The 21573-nt window shown below is 70.4% G+C and carries 18 protein-coding genes and 1 tRNA gene; 8 read left to right on the plus strand and 11 right to left on the minus strand.

Features of this window, described 5'->3' with window-relative positions; all coding sequences use genetic code 11:
* Positions 1-196 precede the first annotated feature (196 nt).
* Together AC08OJ_RS08805 and AC08OJ_RS08810 are read right to left on the minus strand one after the other, a co-directional pair.
* Positions 197-1627, minus strand: coding sequence for a gamma-aminobutyraldehyde dehydrogenase (locus AC08OJ_RS08805; RefSeq protein ID WP_476591607.1), 1431 nt, complete (start codon positions 1625-1627; stop codon positions 197-199).
* Positions 1628-1659: 32 nt separating this feature from the next.
* On the minus strand, positions 1660-3066 hold the full coding sequence (locus AC08OJ_RS08810) for an aspartate aminotransferase family protein (protein WP_476591606.1): 1407 nt from the start codon (positions 3064-3066) through the stop codon (positions 1660-1662).
* Positions 3067-3258: 192 nt separating this feature from the next.
* Between AC08OJ_RS08810 and AC08OJ_RS08815 the strand changes: the two genes are divergently transcribed.
* Together AC08OJ_RS08815 and AC08OJ_RS08820 are read left to right on the plus strand one after the other, a co-directional pair.
* On the plus strand, positions 3259-3747 hold the full coding sequence (locus AC08OJ_RS08815; protein ID WP_476591605.1) for an Lrp/AsnC family transcriptional regulator: 489 nt from the start codon (positions 3259-3261) through the stop codon (positions 3745-3747).
* A gap of 117 nt (positions 3748-3864) precedes the next feature.
* On the plus strand, positions 3865-4251 hold the full coding sequence (locus AC08OJ_RS08820; protein WP_476591604.1) for a DUF6907 domain-containing protein: 387 nt from the start codon (positions 3865-3867) through the stop codon (positions 4249-4251).
* 279 nt (positions 4252-4530) lie between these two features.
* Here AC08OJ_RS08820 and AC08OJ_RS08825 read toward each other — a convergent pair.
* Together AC08OJ_RS08825 and AC08OJ_RS08830 are read right to left on the minus strand one after the other, a co-directional pair.
* Positions 4531-4607: transfer RNA gene (locus AC08OJ_RS08825), tRNA-Met, on the minus strand.
* 77 nt (positions 4608-4684) lie between these two features.
* Positions 4685-7738, minus strand: coding sequence for a UPF0182 family membrane protein (locus AC08OJ_RS08830; RefSeq protein WP_476591603.1), 3054 nt, complete (start codon positions 7736-7738; stop codon positions 4685-4687).
* Between the two features lie 93 nt (positions 7739-7831).
* Here AC08OJ_RS08830 and AC08OJ_RS08835 point away from each other — a divergent pair, with 93 nt between their 5' ends.
* Entirely contained in the window at positions 7832-8338 is a 507-nt protein-coding gene (locus AC08OJ_RS08835) for a PPA1309 family protein (RefSeq protein ID WP_011438157.1), read from the plus strand.
* A gap of 129 nt (positions 8339-8467) precedes the next feature.
* On the opposite strand, the gene AC08OJ_RS08840 is transcribed toward AC08OJ_RS08835, so the two are convergent.
* From AC08OJ_RS08840 to AC08OJ_RS08850, 3 genes are all read right to left on the minus strand, one after another.
* A complete protein-coding gene (locus tag AC08OJ_RS08840) occupies positions 8468-9505 on the minus strand; it encodes a YlbL family protein (protein ID WP_476595481.1) in 1038 nt (345 codons plus the stop codon).
* A 296-nt stretch (positions 9506-9801) separates the two neighbouring features.
* Positions 9802-10077, minus strand: coding sequence for a hypothetical protein (locus tag AC08OJ_RS08845; protein WP_462188354.1), 276 nt, complete (start codon positions 10075-10077; stop codon positions 9802-9804).
* Between the two features lie 61 nt (positions 10078-10138).
* Complete coding sequence (locus AC08OJ_RS08850; protein ID WP_476591601.1) at positions 10139-10552, minus strand: molybdenum cofactor biosynthesis protein MoaE; 414 nt, start codon at positions 10550-10552, stop codon at positions 10139-10141.
* A 237-nt stretch (positions 10553-10789) separates the two neighbouring features.
* Here AC08OJ_RS08850 and AC08OJ_RS08855 point away from each other — a divergent pair, with 237 nt between their 5' ends.
* The 3 genes from AC08OJ_RS08855 to AC08OJ_RS08865 all read left to right on the plus strand — a co-directional run bounded on the left by AC08OJ_RS08855 (position 10790) and on the right by AC08OJ_RS08865 (position 15288).
* Positions 10790-12157, plus strand: a complete 1368-nt coding sequence (locus tag AC08OJ_RS08855) for a zinc-dependent metalloprotease (RefSeq protein ID WP_476591600.1) — start codon at positions 10790-10792, stop codon at positions 12155-12157.
* A gap of 176 nt (positions 12158-12333) precedes the next feature.
* The gene (locus AC08OJ_RS08860) at positions 12334-13374 is read left to right on the plus strand and encodes a ThiF family adenylyltransferase (protein ID WP_476591599.1); all 1041 of its coding nucleotides are present in this window, start codon (positions 12334-12336) and stop codon (positions 13372-13374) included.
* A gap of 318 nt (positions 13375-13692) precedes the next feature.
* The gene (locus AC08OJ_RS08865; RefSeq protein ID WP_476591598.1) at positions 13693-15288 is read left to right on the plus strand and encodes an ABC1 kinase family protein; all 1596 of its coding nucleotides are present in this window, start codon (positions 13693-13695) and stop codon (positions 15286-15288) included.
* Positions 15289-15295: 7 nt separating this feature from the next.
* Here the strand turns inward: AC08OJ_RS08865 and AC08OJ_RS08870 are convergent, their stop codons facing one another.
* From AC08OJ_RS08870 to AC08OJ_RS08885, 4 genes are all read right to left on the minus strand, one after another.
* Positions 15296-16870 carry an alkaline phosphatase family protein gene (locus AC08OJ_RS08870; protein ID WP_476591597.1) on the minus strand — a complete coding sequence of 525 codons (1575 nt, stop codon included), beginning with the start codon at positions 16868-16870 and terminating at the stop codon, positions 15296-15298.
* Between the two features lie 148 nt (positions 16871-17018).
* Positions 17019-17309: a WhiB family transcriptional regulator gene (locus AC08OJ_RS08875; protein WP_476595479.1), complete on the minus strand. Its 291-nt coding sequence runs from the start codon at positions 17307-17309 to the stop codon at positions 17019-17021.
* Positions 17310-17419: 110 nt separating this feature from the next.
* Entirely contained in the window at positions 17420-17683 is a 264-nt protein-coding gene (locus tag AC08OJ_RS08880) for a hypothetical protein (protein WP_476591595.1), read from the minus strand.
* Between the two features lie 151 nt (positions 17684-17834).
* Positions 17835-20048 (minus strand): ATP-dependent DNA helicase UvrD2, encoded by a 2214-nt coding sequence (locus AC08OJ_RS08885; RefSeq protein ID WP_476591594.1) that lies wholly within the window; start codon positions 20046-20048, stop codon positions 17835-17837.
* Between the two features lie 94 nt (positions 20049-20142).
* On the opposite strand from AC08OJ_RS08885, the gene AC08OJ_RS08890 reads away from it, so the two are divergent.
* Together AC08OJ_RS08890 and AC08OJ_RS08895 are read left to right on the plus strand one after the other, a co-directional pair.
* A complete protein-coding gene (locus AC08OJ_RS08890; protein ID WP_476591593.1) occupies positions 20143-20382 on the plus strand; it encodes a mycoredoxin in 240 nt (79 codons plus the stop codon).
* 103 nt (positions 20383-20485) lie between these two features.
* A partial coding sequence (locus tag AC08OJ_RS08895; protein WP_476595480.1) for a GAF and ANTAR domain-containing protein occupies positions 20486-21573 on the plus strand: 1088 nt, incomplete at its 3' end.

The following is a 21573-nucleotide window of genomic DNA, read 5'->3' on the forward strand; positions in this document are numbered from 1 at the left end:
CACCCGCGACTCGCCGCCACCCACCCGCCCCGGACCGGCGATCACCCCGGCTCGAAGCACACCATCCTACTTCCACGGCCTACCCTGGGAGCCGGCCCGGGACTCGTACCCGGCTCCCCGCGCCCGACCACTCCGACCTGGCGGCCAGAACCTGGTGGCCAGAACTCGGTTCCACCCCGGTGGTCAGACCTGGTGGTCAGAACTCGATGTTGCTCATCACGTGCTTGATCCTGGTGTAGTCCTCCAGGCCGTAGACCGACAGATCCTTGCCGTACCCGCTCTTCTTGAACCCACCGTGCGGCATCTCCGCCACCAGCCGGATGTGCGTGTTGGTCCATACGCAGCCGAAGTCCAGCCGGCGGGCGACCCGCAGGGCCCGGCCGTGATCGCGGGTCCAGACGCTGGAGGCCAGGCCGTACTCGACCCCGTTGGCCCAGACGACCGCGGTGTCCTCCGAGTCAAACCGCTGCACCGTGATGACCGGGCCGAACACCTCGGACTGGATAAGCTCGTCGTCCTGGCGCAGACCCGAGATGACCGTGGCCGGGTAGAAGTAGCCCGCCCGGTCCAGCGGAGCACCGCCGGCGAGCACCTCGGTATGTTCAGGTGCCCGCTCCACGAAACCGCTCACCCGGGCCAGTTGGCCCGCGTTATTGAGGGGCCCGTAGTCGACGTCGGGCTCCTCCGGCGATCCGGTCGCCGTCTTCCCGGCCGCCTCGGCCAGGGCGGCGGCGAGGTCGTCGTGGACGCCCGGCGCGGCCAGCACCCTGGTCGCTGCCGTGCAGTCCTGGCCGGCGTTGAAGTACGCGGCCTCGGCGATCTGCCGCGCCACCACCGCCGGATCCACGTCGTCGAAGACAATGACCGGCGCCTTGCCCCCGAGTTCGAGGTGCACCCTCTTCAAGGAGTCCGCCGCGGCCCGGGCGATCTCCATCCCGGCCCGCACGCTGCCGGTCACCGAGACCATCGCCGGGCCCGGATGGGCCACCAGCGCGCGTCCGGTGTCACGATCGCCGCACACCACGTTGAGCACGCCGGGCGGGAGGAACTCCGCGGCGATCTCGGCGAGCAGCAGACTGGAGGCCGGGGTGGTGTCGGAGGGCTTGAGCACGACGGTGTTGCCCGCCGCGATCGCCGGCGCGACCTTCCAGACCGCCATCATCAGCGGGTAGTTCCAGGGCGTGACCTGGGCGCAGACCCCGATGGGCTCGCGGCGGACGCAACTGGCGTGCCCCGCCAGGTACTCGCCGGCCGACCGGCCCTCGAGCAGCCGCGCGGCCCCGGCGAAGAACCGGATCTGGTCGGCGGACGGCCCGACCTCCTCGTCCACGGTAAGCCGCAGCGGTTTGCCGGTGTTCGCGCTCTCCACCGCCGCGACCTCGTCGGCCCGGTCCTCCAGCGCGTCGGCCACCCGCAGCAGTGCCCGGGACCGCTGCGCGGGCGTGGTGTCCCGCCAGCCCTCGAACGCCGCGCTCGCGGCCCGCACGGCTGCGTCGACGTCGGCCGGCCCCGACCGGGGTGCCTGCGCCAGCAGGTCCGCCGTCGACGGGTTCAGGATGGGCATTGTCTCGCCATCGACGGCCGGGGTGGAGACGCCACCAATGAGATTGGCGAAGATCGCATCCATGTCTCTAGTCCCTCCTGGGGGATCGGGCCGGCTCAGCCAACGAGGTCCCGGGCCATCTGGTCGAGGCTGTCGAGGTAACGGTCGACGTCGGCGTCGGTGTGCTGCACCGACAATGTCCATTCCTCCTCGCGCCCGGGCGCCATGAGGACGTTGCGGTTGGCGTTGTAGAGCCAGGCCAGTTCGGGCAACTCGGCGTTCTGGTGCGCCATGAACGAGGTGTAGTCACGGATCGGCGCGTCGGTGAAGTGCACGCATCCCTTCGAGCTGATGCCGACGGTGTAGCCGGGAATGCCGTGGCGGGCCAGGATCTCGTCGCAGCCGGCGGTCAACCGGCCACCCAGCCGGTCGAGGTGGGTGTAGGCGTCGGGGGTGAGCACCTCGAACAAGCTCGCCCGGGCGGCGGCCATGGTCAGCGGGTTGCCGTTGTACGTGCCGACCTGTTTCACCCGGTCCGAGGCCACGACCTCCATCAGTTCCGCCGTCGCGCCGATCGCCCCGGACGGCAGCCCGCCACCGAGCGCCTTGGCCAGGGTCACCATGTCCGGGCGCACGCCGAACCTCTCGGTGGCCCCACCGGCCGCGACACACAGCCCCGTCTTGACCTCGTCGAAGATCAGGATGACCCCGTACCGGGAGGTGATCTCCCGGACCGCCGCCAGGTAACCGGGCTCCGGCAGGACGACGCCGAGGTTCATCATCGCCGCCTCCATGATCACACAGGCGGGCAGGCGTCCCTCAGCGGCGAGCGCGGCGATCCGCCGCTCCATCGCCGGAGCGTCGTTGAAGGGGACCGGCACCGTGAGGTCGACGACTACCCGGGGGATCCCGGCACCGTAACCCAGCGAGTTCATATGCTCGGCCGGGCCGATGTCGTCGTACGGGGTCCCGATCGACACCATCACGTAATCGTGGTGCCCGTGGTACGAACCGAAGATCTTGACGATCGTGTCGCGGCCGGTGACGCCGCGGGCGATGCGGATCGCGTCCATCGTCGCCTCGGAGCCGGAGTTGACGTAGCGCCACTGCGGCAGCCCGAAGCGGCGGGCCAACTCCTCGCTGACCACCACGGAGTCCTCGGTGGGCATCGCGAAGTGCGTACCGAGCGCCACCCGCTCGGTCACGGCCCGCACGATCGCCGGGTGGGCGTGCCCCTGCACCATCGAACCGAACCCGTTGTGGAAGTCGGCGTACTCGTTGCCGTCGACGTCCCAGACCTTCGGCCCGAGACCGCGGGTGAGGTAGATCGGCCAGGGATCACGTACCTGGTAGGACGACGGCACCCCGGAGGTCATCGACCGCACCGCCCGCGCATGCAGCGCCGCCGAGCCCCGGGTGCGGGCGTTGAGGCGGGCGGACTCGCGCGCGGCCAGCTCCGCGGCTCTGGCCTGCGGCACGGCCCGGGTCACACCGCTCCCGGAAGCGATCACATTCGACGCCATCCACGCATCCTTTCCACCGATCAGCCACTGAAAGAGTAGCCTGATCGGCAGCTTGACGATGGAATCCGTCGAAGATTGCGTGGATAAGGCTCGCTTCCCAGTTCACTCATCGACGGCCATACGATGGCAGCAGGGACAGGCCAGCGTGAACGGGCGTGGGGAACCGCCACGGAGGACCGAGGAGGACGCCGGGTGCAGTCGCGACGGTCGCCCGGCCAGCGACTCAGCTCCGGCACCCTGTTGGACGATGTCAACAAGGCCATCATCGAGCAACTGCAGCAGGACGGCCGGCGGTCCTATGCGGCCATGGCGGCGGCGGTCGGGCTCTCCGAGGCGGCCGTGCGCCAACGGGTACAGCGTCTGCTCGACGCCGGCATCATGCAGATCGTCGCCGTCACCGACCCGCTCCGGGTGGGCTTCCACCGGGAAGCGATGATCGGGGTACGGGTCACCGGGGACACCCGCGTCGTCGCCGACACGATTGCCGCGCTGCCCGAGGTCGATTACGTCGTCCTGACGGCCGGATCCTTCGATCTCATCGTGGAGATCGTCGCCGAGAACGACGAGCATCTGCTCGAACTGATCAACAAGCAGATCCGCGCCCTGCCACAGGTCCTCGCCACCGAGACGTTCGTCTACCTGCGGCTGGTCAAGCAGACCTACACGTGGGGAGCACGCTGAAACGTCCGGGTGCCGACAGCGCGGGCCGCCAGGCCGGAGGGGAAGCCGGGCCGGGTCGAACATCGATAGGGCGCAGGACCTGCCGACGGGTTGCCGGATGCGGCGACGCGGGCGGGTATGCGGTTCGGGGGTGTCACCGTTTGTACCGCCGATGGGAACAACCAAGCGGCCACAACAAGAGTCCAACATGCGCAACGAACTTCAAATACCTTGGCCCGGACACACGATGGGGTGAACATGGCGCTGGTCCACCATGACCCGCAGGACGGCATTATGGTTACCCGGATCGGGCAGGCGGAGATAACGGTGCGTCCCGAGCCACCGGCGAGCGCCGGGAAGGCTCCGGTCATCCTGCTCCGGTTGGATGCGCCCATGCTCGACACCCTTGCCGCGGCCTACCTGGATCCGGACGAGGCCCGCCGGCTGGCCCAAGCGCTGGTGCGGGCGGCCGAGGCGGTGCGTCCGGCGAGCCCGTGGCGAACCCCGGGAACCACCCCCCGCTGATCCCGGGACGGGCCGCCGCGGGAGAACCCGCCGCCGATGGCCGCCAGGCCGGGGGCGGGTCCCAGGCCGCCACCGTGTGTCCCGGGCGTGGACGACCGCCGATCCGGGCCCGCGCCGCGGGGTGTCGCGCCGCCGGGTGTCGGCGCGCATCCCGGCCGGGCGCCCGGGTCGCCGACCGGGGGAAGGACCGGGCGGATTCCGATGAAAACGGCTCGTGATAATGATGCCTGCATAAATGCGAAAGCACCCTCGGAAAAAAATTCCGAGGGTGCTTTCGACTGGTAGCGGGGACAGGATTTGAACCTGTGACCTCTGGGTTATGAGCCCAGCGAGCTACCGAGCTGCTCCACCCCGCGTCGGTGTGTCTTCACTATACAGGGCCGCCATCGGTAGCTGTCAAACCGATGGCGGCCCCAATGTGGGACTTTCGGGACTAGCCGGGTGCCGGGGCGGCCCGGGCACCCGGTGGACCGGGAGTGTCGCCGCCGGCCACGGTCGCCGAAGGGGACGGAGCCGGTGGCTTGGCGGCCGGTGACGCGGGGACCGGTGACGCGGCTACCGATGCACCGGATGATGCCGTGGCAGCGGGTGGCGTCGCCGCCGGACTCGACAGAGTACGCAGGCGACCCAGCGCATCAGCCAGCTCGCTCTGGGCCTTCCCGTAGGCGGTGAAGTCCGGCGGGCTCTTGCCCAGGGCGTCCTGCCCCGCCTGGTAGGCGCGGTCAGCGTCGCCCACGGCGTCCTGCAGCGCGGTCTGCCCCGGCGGCGGGACGCCTGTCCCGCCCTGCCCTGATCTGGGGGCCGGCGTGCTGTCCTGACCGGTGTCCGTGGTCGTGGCCCCGGTTCCGGCCCCGGCCGCCGCGGCACCGGCGCCGGCGCCGAAGACCTTCTCCAAGGCCTCACCCAGCGAGGTACCGAAACCGATGCGGTCACCGAAGGCCGTGGCGACCCCCTGCAGGGTCGGGTAGCCGGTGCTCCCCCTGGCCTGGACGTAGTAGGGCTCGACGTAGAGCAGCCCGCCGGCCACGGGCAGGGTCAGCAGGTTACCCTCGATCGTGGTCGCTCCCCCGCTGCGCCATAGTGACAGCTGTTTGGCCACGTCGCCGTTGCCCTCGATGGCGTTCTGCACCTGGACCGGACCGTTGATCGTGTTCCCCGCCGGCAGTTTGAGCAGAGTGAACCGGCCGTAGTTGGCGGAGTCACTGGACACCGCCATGTATGCCGCGAGCTTCGAGGACCGGGCGGAGATCAACGGTGAGGTGAGGTTGTAGGACGGGCCCTTGCGCCCGGGAAGCTGGCTGTAGACGTAGAACGGCGGCTGGGGTTGCCCGCTTCCATCCGGCGAGTCGGACACATCCCAGAAGTCCTCCTGGGAGTAGAAGTCCCGCGGGTTGGAGATGTGGTACTGCCCGATCAGATCACGCTGGACCTTGAACAGGTCCTCCGGATAACGCAGGTGTGCCCGGAGGGACGGTGGGATGTCACTCTTCGGCTTCACCGTGTCCGGGAACGCCCTCATCCAGGTCCGTAGCACCGGGTCGGACTCATCCCAGGCGTAGAGGGTGACGGTGCCGTTGTAGGCGTCCACCGTCGCCTTCACCGAGTTACGGATGTAGTTGACCTGGTTCGAGGCCTGCCGGGTGCGGTTGCCGCTCTGGGTGGTCACCGAGTCGGCGGTCACGTCACCCAGAGTGCGCCGGGCGGAGTAGGGATAGCCGTCGGAGGTTGTGTAACCATCGAGAATCCAGGTGATCCGGCCGTTGACAATTGCCGGGTACGGGTCTCCGTCGAGGGTGAGCCAGGGCGCTGCCTTGCTGACCCGGTCCCGCGGGTTTCGCTCGTACAGGATCCGGGAGTTCTTCGTGATGTCGCCGGAGAGCAGGATGTTCTTCTCCCCGAACCGCAGCGCGAACAGCGCCCGACGGAAGGTCGAGCCGATCGAGACCCCACCGTCGCCCTGGTAGGTCGTGGTGACCTGGGTTTCTCCCGGCCCCGGCCCGTCGATCTCCATCTGCCTGGTGCCGACGATGGAATACGACGGCGACATCTCCCCGAAGTAGACGCGGTTCTCCTTGATACCGAAGGTACCGTCCTGCGGGAAACCGCTCACGCCGTGATCGAAGTCGGGGCGCCCCACGTCGACGGTGTTCGACGGCGCCGCGACAAATCCCTTGCCGTGGGTATAGGTCAGGTGCTCGTTGATCCAGTTGCGCTGCTGCGTTCCCAGCCCGGCCTGGTTCAGCTCCCGCACCGATACCACGTAGTCCTGGGTCGTCGGCTTCTTGTCCGCCCCTATGACGGTGTACCGGTCGACGTCGAGAGTCGGCGGGAAACCATAGTAGCCGCGGAACTGCTGGAGCTGCTGGAACGTCCGGGAGAGTTTGCTGGGGTCAAGCAGGCGGATGTTGGGGACCGTGCCGGTGTCGGCGGCGACCTGTTGGGCGGTGACGTCGGTGCTGGCGGCATAGTCCTGCGGCTCGACGTCCTGGATGCCGTAGGCGGCCCGGGTCGCCGCGATGTTGCGCGCGATGTAGGGCTCCTCGCGGGTCGCCTCGTTCGGCCGGACCTGGAACTGCTGGACAATCGCCGGGTAGATTCCGCCGATCACCACCGAGGACAGGACGAGGATGCCCGCGCCGAGCAGCGGCAGCGTCCAGCCCCGCTGGAAGATGTTGTAGATGAACAGCACCGCGCAGGCCAGCGAGATGAACAGCAGGATCAGCTTCGCCGGCAGCACGGCGTGTACATCGGTGTAGGACGCACCGGTCCCCACCCCGCGCGAGGAGAACACCGAGCCGAACCGGTCGAGGTAATACGCCCACGCCTTGAGCAGGGCGAGCAGCCCGAGCAGCACCGAGATGTGCGCCTTCGCCGCCGGGGTCACCCGTTCCCCCGGGGTCTGCATCCGGATTCCGCCGAACAGGTAGTGGGTCAGCAGGGTGACGAGCAACGACAGCAGCACCGCGGTCAGCAGGAAGCCAAGTAGGAACCGCTGGAAGGGATAGCTGAACGCGTAATAGCTGATGTCCCGGTGAAACTGCAGATCAGGGGTCCCGAAAGACTCGCCGTTCACCCACAGCAGCCACGTCCGCCACTGGCCGGCGGCGGACAGGCCCGCGGCCAGACCGAACAGCGTCGTGACCGCGAGCAGGATCAGCAGCATGTACGGCTCGATCGCCGACCGGTAACGTTCCAGGTTCTGCTGCTCGGTCGACAACGGCCGAAGCGGCGGCCGTAGCCGGTACGCAAGTACGATGTTGGTTCCGACGATGATCGCCATTACCGCGCCGAAGAGGACGAACAGCAAAATCCGGGTGTAGAGGACTGTGGTGAACACCCTGCTGAAGTCGATCGAGCGGTAGAACAGCAGGTCAGTGTATAGCTGAGTGAAGACGGCGATGATCGTGATCGCGAGGACGATGACAAGCAGCACCGGCACGAGCACCTTGGTGCGGGTCAGCACCGGGCGGCGACTGGTGGTTGCCACAGGTTCCTCCGTGCGTCGGTGATTCGGGGCGCGTACCGCGCTAGTACGGCAACCTACGCCAAGGGCTCTGGGGAGATCGGAGAGGATGGGTCGGTGAACAGCCCGAACATCACGGAGTTGACCTCCGTCGTACTCGAGGTCGAGCGGCACGTCGCCGATTCCGGGTGGGATCAGCCCAGCCAGGTCTACGCGCTGGCCGACACCGCCGACCTGCTGGCGCGAGAACCCGCGCTGGCCCCCCACATCGGCGACTCCCCGCCTGGGTCACTGACCCCGGTCGAGCAGGAACCGCTGCCGGTGGGACGGCTCGACGAGGTGCTGGCGGGGATCGGATGGCCGCCGGAGGTGCTCGGGTGCGTGCTGGTCACCGAGCTTGTCGTCCTGCCGCCCAGCGCGGAGGAGGAGGCTCCGTACTCCGATCACGAGATCGAGTACTGGGCGGCGAACCATCCCGAACGCCAGGACGTCCGCCTCGCCGTCGGAGTCACCCGCAGCGGGCTGCACGCGTCCTGCCTGCGAGTCCGCGGAGACGACGAACTCGTCATCGATCCGGATCTGGCCGACAACCTCGTCGACGGGCTGCTCGCGACCTTCCAGTGAGTCGACCCGGTGGGCGGCGGCGCACGGCAGCCGCCCGTCCCCTTCCGGCACCGGCGCCACCGGGCACAACAGCGCCACCGAGCGCACACGGATGGCGCATGGCACGGATGGGGCGCGCTTGGGGCGCGCTCAGCAGGACGGCACCGCCGCGGCCGGATTCGCCCGGAGGGCGTCGACGGCCTTCAGCACGCCCGCCAGCGATTCAACCTTCACCAGGCGCGGACCGCCGGAGTCGATCGCGCGGGCGTCGCCGCAGTTCCCCGCGGGGACCAGGAAGATCGATGCCCCGGACACCCTGGCCCCGAGGATCTTCTGCTGGATACCGCCGATCGGTCCCACCTCACCGGCGGAGGTGATCGTCCCGGTGCCAGCGATGATCTTTCCCCCGGTCAACGCGCCGGGGGTGAGAAGGTCCACAATGCCCATCGCGAACATCAGCCCGGCACTCGGCCCGCCGACATCCGAGATACGGATACGAACCGTGAACGGGTAGGTCCGCTTCTCCGTCGTGGTGACACCGATCATGGCGCGAGCGGGGTCGTCGGTGGCGGCCCGAGTCGTGACGGTGGCCGTGGCCGTCTTTCCGTCGCGCTGATAGGTGACCGTCACGGGATGGCCCGGAGTCACCTTCCCGACCTGCCGGCGCAGCTCCTCCTGGTTGGCCACGGCCACCCCGCCGACCTTCGTGATCACATCGCCCGGCGTCAGCTTGCCGGTGGCCGGGGAGCCCGCGGGGACCCCGGCGACCACGACCGAACGGCCGGTGGGCGCGATACCGAGCTGCGCGAGCGCTGCCGCGGTCGCCTGGTCCTGCGAGTCGAGCATCGCCTGCGCGTTCTCCTGCTGGATCTGCTCCTGACTCAAACCGGGCGGCCGGATCAGCTCGCTGGGCACCACCGCCCGGTCGGAGTCGGACCAGTCCTGCAGCGCGGTGACGAGGTTGAGCCGGGGCGTCTCCTCGACCGTGGTCAGCTCGAGCTTGCCGGTGGTCGGATAGGTCCGCCGGCCTTCCACAGTGATCAAGGACGTCCCGTCGACGCTGCCGAGAGTGTCGGTGACCGGCCCGGGGGCCAAGGTGACGAACGGTACCGGCATCCACAGCCCCGCGACCACGAGAACCAAAGCCAGTACCGACGCGACCACGAGGGTCTGGGTGCGCCGGACCATGCTCACAGTCCATAGTACCAGGGCTCACAACCCTCGTCCCAGCGTCCGGGAACCGAGGTTCGCCACGACGGCCCGGGGTTGCGATGATCGGTGCCGAAAGGCATTCGGTGGCCCGAAAGGCGCAGCGGAAGGCCGTGGCAGAGTCCCGGAAGGCCGCGCGGAAGGCAGCGCGGCAGGCCGAGAAGTGGGGAGTAAAGAGCGAGATCAAAAGCACGATCGAGGGACTCGAAGGACCACTCGGTCCTGAACCGCCGCCCGGCGGCCGGTGAGATGCCCCGGCCGCCGGACGGAGACGATCAGGTGGACTCGGACGGCGGCGCCGTGTGTCTCTCGGAGGGCGGTGCCCCGGCCGCGGCGGACCGCCCGGGATGGCCGGGATGGCCGGGTTCGTCGAGGGCGGTAACGGTACGAACCTCGTGCTGGGTGGGGATCGGTCGGGCCAGCGCGGCCATACTGCGCCGGTAGCCCTCAATCGTGATCATGGCTTCGGAGGTGCGGTCGGGACGGCTGCGTAGGGCGACCCACGCAAGAGTTATGAGCACGGCGACGGGGGGGATCAACAGGAACCACATGGGAGCCTCGACGTCGAGACGGGCAAGAAGATGACTTAATTTCTATCGTAGGGTGCCCCGATCAGCAGGCGCTTACCCATTCCGCCGCGCCATCCGCAAAAATCTGGTGTTTCCAAATGGGAACCTGCTCCTTGATGTCATCGATCAGACGACGACAGGCGGCAAAAGCCTCCGCCCGGTGGGCCGCGCCGACCGCCACGATCACGGCGGTGTCCCCGACGGCGAGGTGACCGGTACGGTGAACCACCGCGACGGCCAGCACCGGTGCGGTCGCGGCGACGTCGCCGGTGACCCGGGCGATCTCCGTGCCGGCCCGGGGATGCGCCTGATACGTCAGGTCGGTCACCCCGCGGCCCTGGTCCTGGTCCCGGACAGTGCCCACGAACAGGGCGATCCCCCCCACACCGGGGAACCGCACGGCAGCCAGGCACTCGTCCACCGACAGAGCGCCGTCCCGGATCTCGGCGAGCGTCACCCGCGCGACCGGGTCCGGGTCCGGCGCGGACGACGGTGAAGGTGAAGGTGACGGAGACGGCGAAGGTGACGCGGGAGCGGTCGGCGGGGCCCCCGCCAGAGAACACGTCGGTTCCACAGCTACGACCGTAACGGTCGGGGCCAGCGCCGTTTCGCCCGTTGGGCAGAAAACGCATTACCGTGGGTTCATGTGCCAACTGTGCGTGCGATTGCCCGCCTCCCGAGGAGGCTACGGCCGATGAGTGGCAACTTCCCGTTCGGCTTCACGCCCGCTGGCGGCGGCGACGAGCCCCGACCCCCCTTCGGTGGCGGCGCCCCGTTCTTTGCCGAGCTCGAACGGCTGCTGTCCTGGCATGGCGGTCCGGTCAACTGGGAGCTGGCCCGCCAGGTGGCCGTCAGATCCCTCGGCGACACCGACTCCGCGGTGTCCACGGCCCAGCGGGAGCCGGTGGGCGAGGCGATGCGGATCGCCGACGTCTGGCTCGACGCGGTGACCTCGCTGCCGGCCGGAGCCACGGCGGCCGAGGCCTGGTCGCGGCAGGAGTGGATCGAGAAGACCCTGCCGGTCTGGCAGACCCTCTGCGACCCGATCGCCACGAAGGTCGTCGAGGCGATGCGCACTGGGATCTCCAGCGGGCTGAACCAGCTCGGTGGCGGCGGGATCGAGCTGCCGAGTGAGCTGCGCGGCGCGCTGCCCCCGGGGCTCAACCTCAGCGGGCTGATGGCCACCGGCGGCCCCATTATGCAGATGATGAACCGGGTCGGCGGGATGCTGTTCGGCGCCCAGGTGGGGCAGGCGATCGGCACCTTGGCCGCCGAGGTCGTCTCCTCCACCGAGGTCGGGCTGCCGCTCGGACCGGTCGGGACCGCCGCCCTGATCCCAGCGGGTGTCGTCGCCTTCGGTCAGGGCCTGGAGATCCCCGAGGACGAGGTACGCATCTACCTGGCGCTGCGGGAGGCCGCGTCCAACCGGCTGTTCGCGCACGTCCCCTGGCTACGCGCCCACGTCCTGGGCGCGGTGGAGGAGTACGCCCGCGGCATCGCGGTGGACACCGAGGCCGTCGGACGGGTGATGCGGATGGTCGACCCGACGGCGTTGATGAATCCTGAACGGCTGTCGGAGGCGCTCGGCGAGGACGTGTTCAGCGACGCCACCACCCCCGAGCAGAAGGCCGCGCTCGCCCGTCTCGAACTGATCCTCGCGCTGATCGAGGGCTGGGTCGATCATGTAACGGACGCCGCGGCCGCCGGTCATCTGCCGGCCGCGGGCAAACTATGCGAAATGGTGCGGCGCCGTCGCGCCGAAGGCGGTCCGGGCGAGCAGACCTTCGCCACGCTGGTCGGTCTCTCCCTGCGGCCACGCAAGCTGCGGGAGGCCGCCGCCCTGTGGGAGGCGGTACGGGACGCCCGGGGTCACGAGGGTCGCGACGCGCTGTGGGCGCATCCCGATCTGCTGCCCACCGCGGCAGATCTCGCCGCCCCAGAGGCGTTCGTGTCCGGCGCGCCGTCGAGCGCGCTCGACGACCCGATCGGCGAAATCGAGAAACTCCGCGGCGCCCCACCCGCCGATGGCGGATCCGACGGACCAGACAAGCCGGACAGGTAACCCGGGCGGACCGGGGTGATCCACAGTCTCGTCCACAGCACGTCCACAGCGATCCACGGGCGTTCCCCCTTCGCCGGTCGGACGTGCCACGCTGAGGATCCGCCGGTCGCCGTGACCGGCCCATCCTGGTCCGATTCCCCGGCCTCGACCGGCCGGCGGGAACACCCGGAGGATCCATGCGCCCGATCCTCAAGCCGGGCCTGCGCCAGCTCTGGCACAACAGCTCCACCCTGCAGCTCGGCATCGACACCGCACGCGCCGTCCTCCTCGCCGACCTGGCCCCGTCGGACGCCGCCCTGCTCGACGCCCTCGACGGCAGCCGCACGCTGGAGCAGCTGCGTCTCGATGGCACTCCCGCCGGCCGGGTCCTGCTCGACCTGCTCGCCGAGGCCGGCCTGCTGGACGACGCCACGGCGCCTCCCGGTGCGGCACCGCTGCCCGCGGTCGAGCATGACCGCCTGTCGCCCGATCTGGCTGCGCTGTCCCTGGTATCAGAGGATCCGGCCGGTGCGCGCCGGGTCCTCGCCACCCGCCGGGCGATGCGTGTTCTTGTACGCGGCGCCGGTCGCGTCGGTGCTCAGGTCGCGGCCCTGCTCGCCGCGGCCGGGATCGGCCGGGTCGTCATCGACGATCCCGAGGTGACGACCGCCGCCGACGTCTCCCCGGGCGGCCTGCGCCTCGACGATGTGGGGCGTCCCCGGTCCCTGGCCACCGGCGCGGCGATGACCCGGGCCAGCCGGCAGGCCGCCGGGCACCGCCGGCCCGACGAGGACGGGTTCGCCGCGGACCTGATTGTGCTGGCTCCGGTCGGTCTGCCGATGATCCATCCTGGGGAGTGCCTCGACCTGGAAGGCCGGGGCACCGCCCATCTCGTGGCCGGAGTGCGAGAGACCACGGGGATCGTCGGTCCGCTCGTCGTGCCGACCGTGACCGCGTGCCTGCACTGCCAGCATCTCCACCGGTACTCCCGGAACCCGGTCTGGCCGGTGCTCGCCATGCAGATGGCCCACCGCCCGGCCGCCGGGCCGGACGCCTGCGAGATCACCCTGGCGGGTCTTGTCGCCGCGCTCACCGCCATGCAGGCCCTGGCCTTTCTGGACCTCGCCTCCACCCGCCCTATCCGACTTATCCGACCTATCCGGCGTCACGGGCCCCGCCCCTGGCCAACATCCCGACAACTCGGCCTACCTGCCACCGACAGCAAGCAGCAACAATGAGACCTTCGTTGCATTGACTCCCCCGCGCACAGTCCTACCGGTGACCGCCGGCCTACCGGTGACCGCCGACGGCACGCTGGAGTTCACCGTTCCCGGCTGGCGGATCCGCCGACGCACCTGGCCGGTCCACCCCAACTGTCCCTGCCGCACCGCCCGATCGGCGGCCGCGTCGGCGGACGCTTCTTCGCCAGTGGCACCTGCGTGACCGTTCCACTCCGCGGGCGGTCGCCGCGTCGACGTCCTGGAGCCATTTGGCGTCCTGGAGTCATTACGCCTGGCCGGCACCCGTGACGACGCGGAACAGGGCACGATGGAGCGGTGTCCGAGATCCCACGGCGGGCTGTCGTCCGCACCGCCAAGCTGGCCACGCTTCCCATCGGCATAGCCGGCCGAGCCACCCTCGGCGTCGGCAAACGCATCGGTGGTCGCCCCGCCGAGGCCGTCGCCTCCGAGCTCCAGCAGCGCACCGCCGCGCAGATCTTCCGGGTACTCGGGGAGCTCAAGGGTGGCGCCATGAAACTGGGCCAGGCGCTGTCCGTCTTCGAGGCGGTGCTTCCCGACGACGTCGCCGGGCCCTACCGGGCGGCGCTGACCAGGCTGCAAGAGGCGGCGCCCCCGCTGCCGGCGGCGGTGGTGCACCGCGTGCTCGCCGAGGAGCTCGGAGCGGACTGGCGCTCGCTGTTCACGAGCTTCGACGACGTTCCGGCGGCGGCAGCCAGCATCGGCCAGGTGCATCGGGCGGTCTGGGCCGACGGCCGGGCCGTCGCGGTAAAGGTGCAGTATCCGGGAGCGGGTCCCGCTCTGCTCGCCGATCTCACCCAGCTCGGCCGGGCCGCTCGGCTGTTCGGCGCGGTCACTCCCGGGCTGGACATCAAGCCGCTGGTCGAGGAGCTCAAGGCCCGGATCGCCGAGGAGCTCGACTATCGGTTGGAGGCCGCCTGGCAGGGGGCCTTCGCCGAGGCGTACGCAGACGACCCGGACGTCGTCATCCCCTGGCCGCTGGCCGGTTCCGGCCGGGTGCTCGTGAGCGAGTGGATCGAGGGAATCCCCCTGTCCGTCATCATCGCGGACGGTACCCCGGAGCAGCGCGACGCCGCCGGCCTGCTGCTCGTGCGGTTTCTCTATTCCTGCCCGGGTCGCGCCGGTCTGCTGCACGCGGATCCGCATCCCGGCAACTTCCGCCTGCTGTCCGACGGGCGGCTCGGCGTCCTGGACTTCGGTGCCGTGAACCGCCTGCCGGACGGCCTGCCGGCGCCGATCGGCCGGCTGGCTCGACAGACCCTGGCCGGGGACGCCGACGCCGTCGAGCAGGGACTGCGCTGTGAGGGCTTCATCCCGCCGTCGGCCGAAATCCGAACCGAGGACCTGCTGGATTATCTGGCCCCGATGCTGGAGCCGATCGCGGTGGAGGAGTTCACCTTCTCCCGAGGCTGGCTGCGCAAGGAGGCCGCCAGGCTCGGAGACTGGCGGTCGGCGGCGGCACAGCTCGGTCGCCAGCTCAATCTGCCGCCGTCGTACCTGCTCATCCACCGGGTGACACTCGGCGCGATCGGCATCCTGTGCCAACTGGGCAGCACCGGCCGCTTCCGGGACGAGATGGAGCGCTGGCAACCCGGGTTCGCCGAACCGGGGACGGCGACCGCCCGCGCGGCCGAGGACGCCAACCGGCCCGGTCGTCCCCTGCCCGCTCTCCTCGTCCAGGACGAGGTCTGGAGATCGGCGGCCGACACTGCTGCGGCGGCGGCCAACCGGGCCACCACCCCCGCGGCGCTGCCCATGCAGGCCGAGCCGGCCGAACCGAGCCGGCCTTCCACCCCGGCGAACCGCTCCGCCGCGGCTCGACCCCGGTCAGGCCGCAAGGCCGCCCCGCGCCGGGCACCGGACGAGGAGTCTTCTCCGACCCCGCAACCGTGACCGACGCTTATTGACGGGCCTGGCCCGACGGGTCAGCCCCCGGCTGCTTGACGATGTCGACGATGTCGACGCCGAGATACAGGAAACCGTATCCCTCGTCCCGGAAACGCACCCCGGCGGCGCGCAGCGCAGCCCCCCAGTCGCCCTGGCAGGTGGGATCCGCCGCCTCCGAGCCGTGGTCGGCGGTCAGCAGGATCACGGTCTCAGCCAGCAGATCCCGCTCGGCGAGCAGGTCGAGGAAGGCGCACAACCGGGCGTCCGCGTCCCGCAGCGCGGCGCGGGCCTGCTCGGAGTACGGGCCGCCCCCGTGATGCCCGGTGTCGGTAATGGTGGTATTCCACCACATCAGGTCCGGGGGCACCGCGTCCGCCGCCCAGAGCTGCTGGACCTGCGCGAGGCCGAGCGCGTCCACCCGGGTGGACCAGGCATAGTCGGCGCTCTCCCCTACCCAGTGGGCGGTGGCGTGCGGGTCGCCGTCGGCCGGAGGCAGGTAGTCCCCCATATCGCCGGCCCCGCCGTGGTTACCGGCGGCCCGCACGAGCCCGAAGGTCGAGTAGTCCGCACCCCGGTCGACCGGTTCGTTCACGCAGGCGCTGGTCGCCCCGGGCCGGTCGCGCACGAGGGCCTCGAACAGCGTCTCCACCCCGTCCCGAAGCTGATCGCACGCGGAATGCCAGGTCCGCACGTCGTTGACGACGACCTGCTCGCCGGTCGCCCGGTCGAAGTACACGTTGTGCAGGATGCCGTGCCGGCCCGGCCCGACTCCGGTGAGCGCGGAGGTGTGGTTGGTCAACGTGACGCTGGGGAACTCGGCGATCGCGCCACCGGTCAGGGCCGTCCCGGTGGCGAGCAGACGCGCGACCCCCGGCAGCTCGCCGGTGTGCGCGAGGTGCAGGACGTCATTGCTGTTTGCCCCGTCCCAGAGCAGGCCGACGACGTACCGGGCCCCTGGGCCCACCAGATCGGTGAGCGGCGTCCCCTCCACATCCGCCATGGTCACGCCGGCGAGGGCCGCGAGGGTGGGTCCGATGTCGATGACCCGCGCCGCGCCGGCCCGCGGGCCCCGGTCCCGCACGCCCGCGCCGGCCAGGATCAGCGGAGCCCGGGACTGGCCGGCATCCAACGATCCGTGCTCGCCCAGGTGGCCGCCGCGGTCGGGCCAGTAGTGCCGGGGGGTGTGTACGACGATCAGATCGGGTGAACGGCTGGGATCGGCGAAGGCGGACAGCAGTCGCCGTCCGGCGAACGGGTAGGAGTTGCACTCGTTCGGTGGTGACGGGTCGGCGAGCGCCGCCGCGAGCGGCACGCCGTGCATCGGATCCTCCGACCCGAGCGGGTCACGCCCGAAGCGGAGCTCCCGGGGACCGTCCGGATCGGCCACCGGCAACCGCGACGAACCGATCGCGTTCGCCACGTAGAGCCAGCCGGAATCGACCCAGGCCACGAGATCCACGATCGCGGCCAGCTCGGGACTGGTGAGGACGGCAACGGCCAGAGAAAGATCGTCGGATGCGGTCAGTCCCGGCGCTCCGGCCGGACCCGCACCTGTGGACACCGGGTAGACACGCTCGCTGCTGGGCACGCCGAAACAGTACCGGGGCCGCGGGCACCACCGGAAGAAAAAGCGCGGCAACACCGGTGGGCGGGACACCGACGATCCGGTGTCCCGCCCGTGCTGGTGCGGCGATGCCACCGCCGCCCCCATGTGATCAATGGGTGGCACGGAGGGCTCAGGCGGCGACCTCTTCTTCCTTGCGCTCCTTGCGCGGACGGCCGCGGGGCCGCCTGCGCGGGACGACGCTACCGGTCACCAGCAGCTCGCCACCCCACACTCCCCAGGGCTCGGCACGGTCGAGCGCGGCGGACAGGCACGCCGCCCGGATGAGGCAGGTCCGGCAGACGGCCTTGGCGGTCTCCACGTCCGCCGGGGACTCAGCGAAGAACATGTCAGGATCTACGTCCCAGCAGGGCAGGACGAGACGATCCCGCTCGATCCGGGAAACGATCGAGGGGTCGAACACCGGTGTCACCTCCGAGACAGGTTGGTCTTCGGGTGGGATGAAGGAAGCGAAACGACAAAGGCCGCGGTCCCCATCGGGATCCGCGGCCTCGGATTCGGCTCCAGTCGGCGCTAGTCCAGGAGCGGATCGTGGGCGGATCCCCGGAAGGTGAGATGACGGTGTGCATAGCCGGACGCCGACGCCACGCCCCCCGCCGGGTTCGGGAACGCGGACTCCTGGGCCGACAGATCATTGGCTTGGACCGTGAGGACGGCGGCGGACGTGCCACGGCCGGCGGGCGCACCGATGACGGCATTCATGAAGGCCGCGCCGTGCCGGTTCTCCCACGGACGGGTGATCTCGGCGACAGCTCTGTCCATCACAATGCTGAACACGACGAAATCACCTCCTTCTCTGTGGGCTCCGGAGTCCGTGGGTGCCGACGGGTGTCACTCCACATGCCTGCTTCAGGCGTCCTCGGTAACGGTAGAAGCTCGCCGCGCGAACCACAACATATTTTCTGTGTCGCGCTGCGGACACTTCCAGTTACGAAGCGTCGGGCGGCGTGCCGGACTCCAATGACTCCGCCACCGGTGGCGACCCGACCGGCGGCGGCGTGCGCCCCGCGACGAGGGCAAGTACGTCCTCCCCGTAACGGTCGAGTTTGGCCTGTCCGATGCCGGGCAGCCGCACGAGCTCGGCCACCGTGCTCGGCCGGCTCTCGGCGATCGCCTGCAGCGTGGCGTCGGTGAAGACGACGAAGGCCGGTGCCCCCTGTTCCTTCGCCCGCGCCGAACGCCACGCCCGCAGGCGCTCGAACAGCGCGGCGTCGACGTCGCCGGGGCAGCCCTCGCAGCGTCCGACCCGCGCATGCACACCCGTCAACGACCGGCCGCACGTCCGGCACCGCACCGCCGATCTGCTCCGGGACCGACCCGGGCTGGCCTCCTCCGCCCCGGCCACGGGTCTCGTGCCCTCGCCTCGCCCCCCGTGGCGGACGCCGGCCGCGGGCTCCCGGCGCATCGGGCGCAGATCGTCGAGGAACCGGGACGGCCGCCGCGACCGCCGGCCGCCCTCTGCCCGGGACAGCGCCCAGGACAGGACAAGGTGCCTGCGGGCCCTGGTCACCCCGACGTAGAGCAGGCGACGTTCCTCGGCGATCTGTTCGGCGGTCCTGGCATGGACAAGGGGAAGCGTGCCCTCGGTCAGCCCGACGAGGAACACCGCATCCCATTCCAGGCCCTTGGCGGTGTGCAGGGTCGACAGGGTCACCCCCTGCACCGTCGGCTGATGCTCGTGGGTCGCGCGGTCGCCGAGCTCGGCGACGAAGGCCTCAAGGTCGGCCTCGGGCGAACGGGCGGCGAGATCGCCGGCCAGCCGGTGCAGCGCGGCGAGGTTCTCCCATTGTTCCCGCTCGGCGCCCGAGCCCACCGTCGGCTGGTCCGCCCGCCAGCCGAGCGCCGCGAGGATGTCGGCGACGACGGCCGTGAGTCCCTCCGGGCGGTCGGTGTCGGCAGAGCGCACCGCGGCCCGCAGCAACCGCATGGCTGCGACGACCTCGCTCCGCTCGAAGAACTTCTCCCCGCCCCGGAGCAGGTAAGCGATGCCGGCCCCGCCGATCGCCGCCTCATACGCCTCGGACTGGGCATTCGTGCGATACAGCACGGCGATCTCACTCGCCGGCACGCCCTGGTCGAGCAGCCGGCGGATCCGGGACGCCACCGCGGCGGCTTCCGCCGGCTCGCTGTCGCACTCCAGCCACACCGGGGCGGGACCCTCCGGGCAGGCAGCGATGATGCGAGCCGCCGGGGCCGCCCGCATCAGGGTGTTCGCGAGTCCGACCACCTGGGGGGTGGACCGGTAGTCCCGGATCAGACGCACCACGGCCGCGTCCGGGAACCGGCGCGGGAACCCGAGCAGGTGCTCGGGCGACGCCCCGGTGAACGAATAGATCGTCTGATGGGGGTCCCCGACGACACAGAGGCTGTCGCGCTCCCCCAGCCAGGCGTCGAGGACACGCTGTTGCAGGTCGTTGACATCCTGATACTCGTCAACGACGAAATGGCGGTATCTGGCCCTGACCTCGGCCGCGACCCAGCTGTGCTCCTCGATCATCGCCGCGGTCAGCAGCAGCAGATCCTCCATGTCGATCACACCGGCGTCGCGCTTGACCTCCTCGTACGCGGCGTAGAGCCGGGCGACCGTCTCGGGGGGGGTGGCGGTCTCCCGCCCGCTCGCCGCCGCCATCCGGGCGTAGTCCGCCGGGCCCACAAGCGTCGCCTTCGCCCACTCGACCTCCGAGGTGAGGTCGCGCAGCTCGGCCCGGTCCGGCCGCAGGTGCAGGCGGGCGGCCGCCCGCACCACGTACGGGATCTTGCTCTTCTCCACCCTGGGCAGCGCGACCCCGGCGACCGGCGGCCAGAAGTACAACAGTTGCTTGAGAGCCGCGGAATGGAACGTCCTGGCCTGCACTCCATCAACACTCATGGCCCGCAACCGGCCGCGCAGCTCTCCCGCGGCCCTGGCTGTGAAGGTCACCGCCAGGATCTGACCCGGCCCGGCCCCCCCCTGAGCGACCATGTGCGCGACTCGATGGGTGATGGTGCGTGTCTTACCCGTACCGGCGCCGGCGAGGATGCAGACCGGTCCGAGCGGAGCTCCGGCCGCGACCCGCTGTTCGGGATCGAGCGCGGCGAGCAGATCGTTGCCCGACCGCACACGGGCGGCCTGGGCGGCGAAGGCAGGCGGTCCGGACATCATCCGATACGGTAGTCCCCGCCGCGCGGCGGGAACCGACAGCGCCGCGGTGGGGTTACATGAACCGTTGTGTCACCAGCGGCTTGGAGGCCCTTTCGTGCTCACGATCTACACGACTTCCTGGTGTGGCTACTGTGTTCGGCTGAAGCGCCAACTCGACCATGCCGGCGTCGAGTACACGACCGTTGATATCGAGCAGGACCCGACAGCAGAGCAACGTGTCCGCGATGCGAACAACGGGAACGCGACCGTACCGACCGTGCTCTTTGCCGATGGCACTGTGATGACGAACCCAAGCCTTCGCCAAGTCACAGAGAAGGTCACTTCTGCCGCATAACGGATACGTAGAGCAACGACATCTCGGGGGTTCTTACCTTCCCAGGCCGGCTCGTGGGACGGTGTCCGTCACTGCCCGTGAAGTTTGTGGGAGAGTTCGGCCTGTGTCGTCAGCACCTTCAGAACAGGCGTGGAGCACCGTCGATGCCGCGCTGCGGGCCGCCAGTGCCCTTCACCGGATGGAGACGGCCTGTTTCGTCGTGGTATCGACGACGACCGCGAGCTATCTCCGGGTGACAGGTCCCTCCGCTGGTCTCAACGAGGGAACGCACTACCCCCGGGGGGACAGCCTGGTCGCCCGCGTGCTCGACGGCACGCCCGCCACGGGGTCCGGTCTCGGCCCGACGCACGCCGGATCCGACACGGCCGAATACCGCCAGCTCGGGATACGCAGTCATGTCACGATGCCGGTGGTCCGCGCGGACGGTCGGCTGGTGGGCCTCCTCGTCGGCCTGGACCGCAGCAAGGTGATCGTATCGGCCGACATCCTGGCCCTGCTGCGCGGGGTGGCCGATGCACTCGCGGCCACCGGGGACGTTCCCGTGCAGAGCCCGCCGACGGTCTCCGCGAACGGTCCCCGGCCGCCCGGCGGCCCGATCCCCCCGGGCCCACCGGCGGCCCCGCGCCCACCGGGGCGGATACCTACCCCGCAGACCATCGCGCGGGCGGTCCGGCCCGGGCCGCCGGGCCGGGCCGGGCCGGCGGCCGCGGCGGGCGGGACCGGGGCGGGAACCGGCCCCCGGCGGACCCCCTCGGACATGCGCCTTCGACGTACTCCCGCCGGGTGGGTCGTGGAGGGTCCCGGAGCCGAGATCCGGCCGGTCGGCGACCTCCTCTCGGCAATGGTGCTCGCCGATCTGCTGGCCGAGGATCTCGCCCCGCCCGGCCGGCCCCGCCGCCCCGATCGTGACCTGAGCGAGGTCGAGCAGCTCCGGCTGTCCGTCGTCCAGCTGGAACACGCGCTGGCCTCCCGCGTAATCGTGGAACAGGCCATCGGGGTCCTCGCCGAACGTAACCACATCCGCCCGCGGGAGGCCTTCGAGCGGCTGCGGCGCACCGCTCGCGGAATGGGACGCAGGGTGCACGATCTGGCTCGGCAGGTGGTCGATTCGGTGGGCGACCCACGCGCCGTGCTACCGGGCGAGCTCGGTGGGCGCGGCGGCAACCCACCGGGCGGTGGACCACCGGCACC

It is taken from the genome of Frankia sp. CgKIO3 (assembly GCF_977946435.1).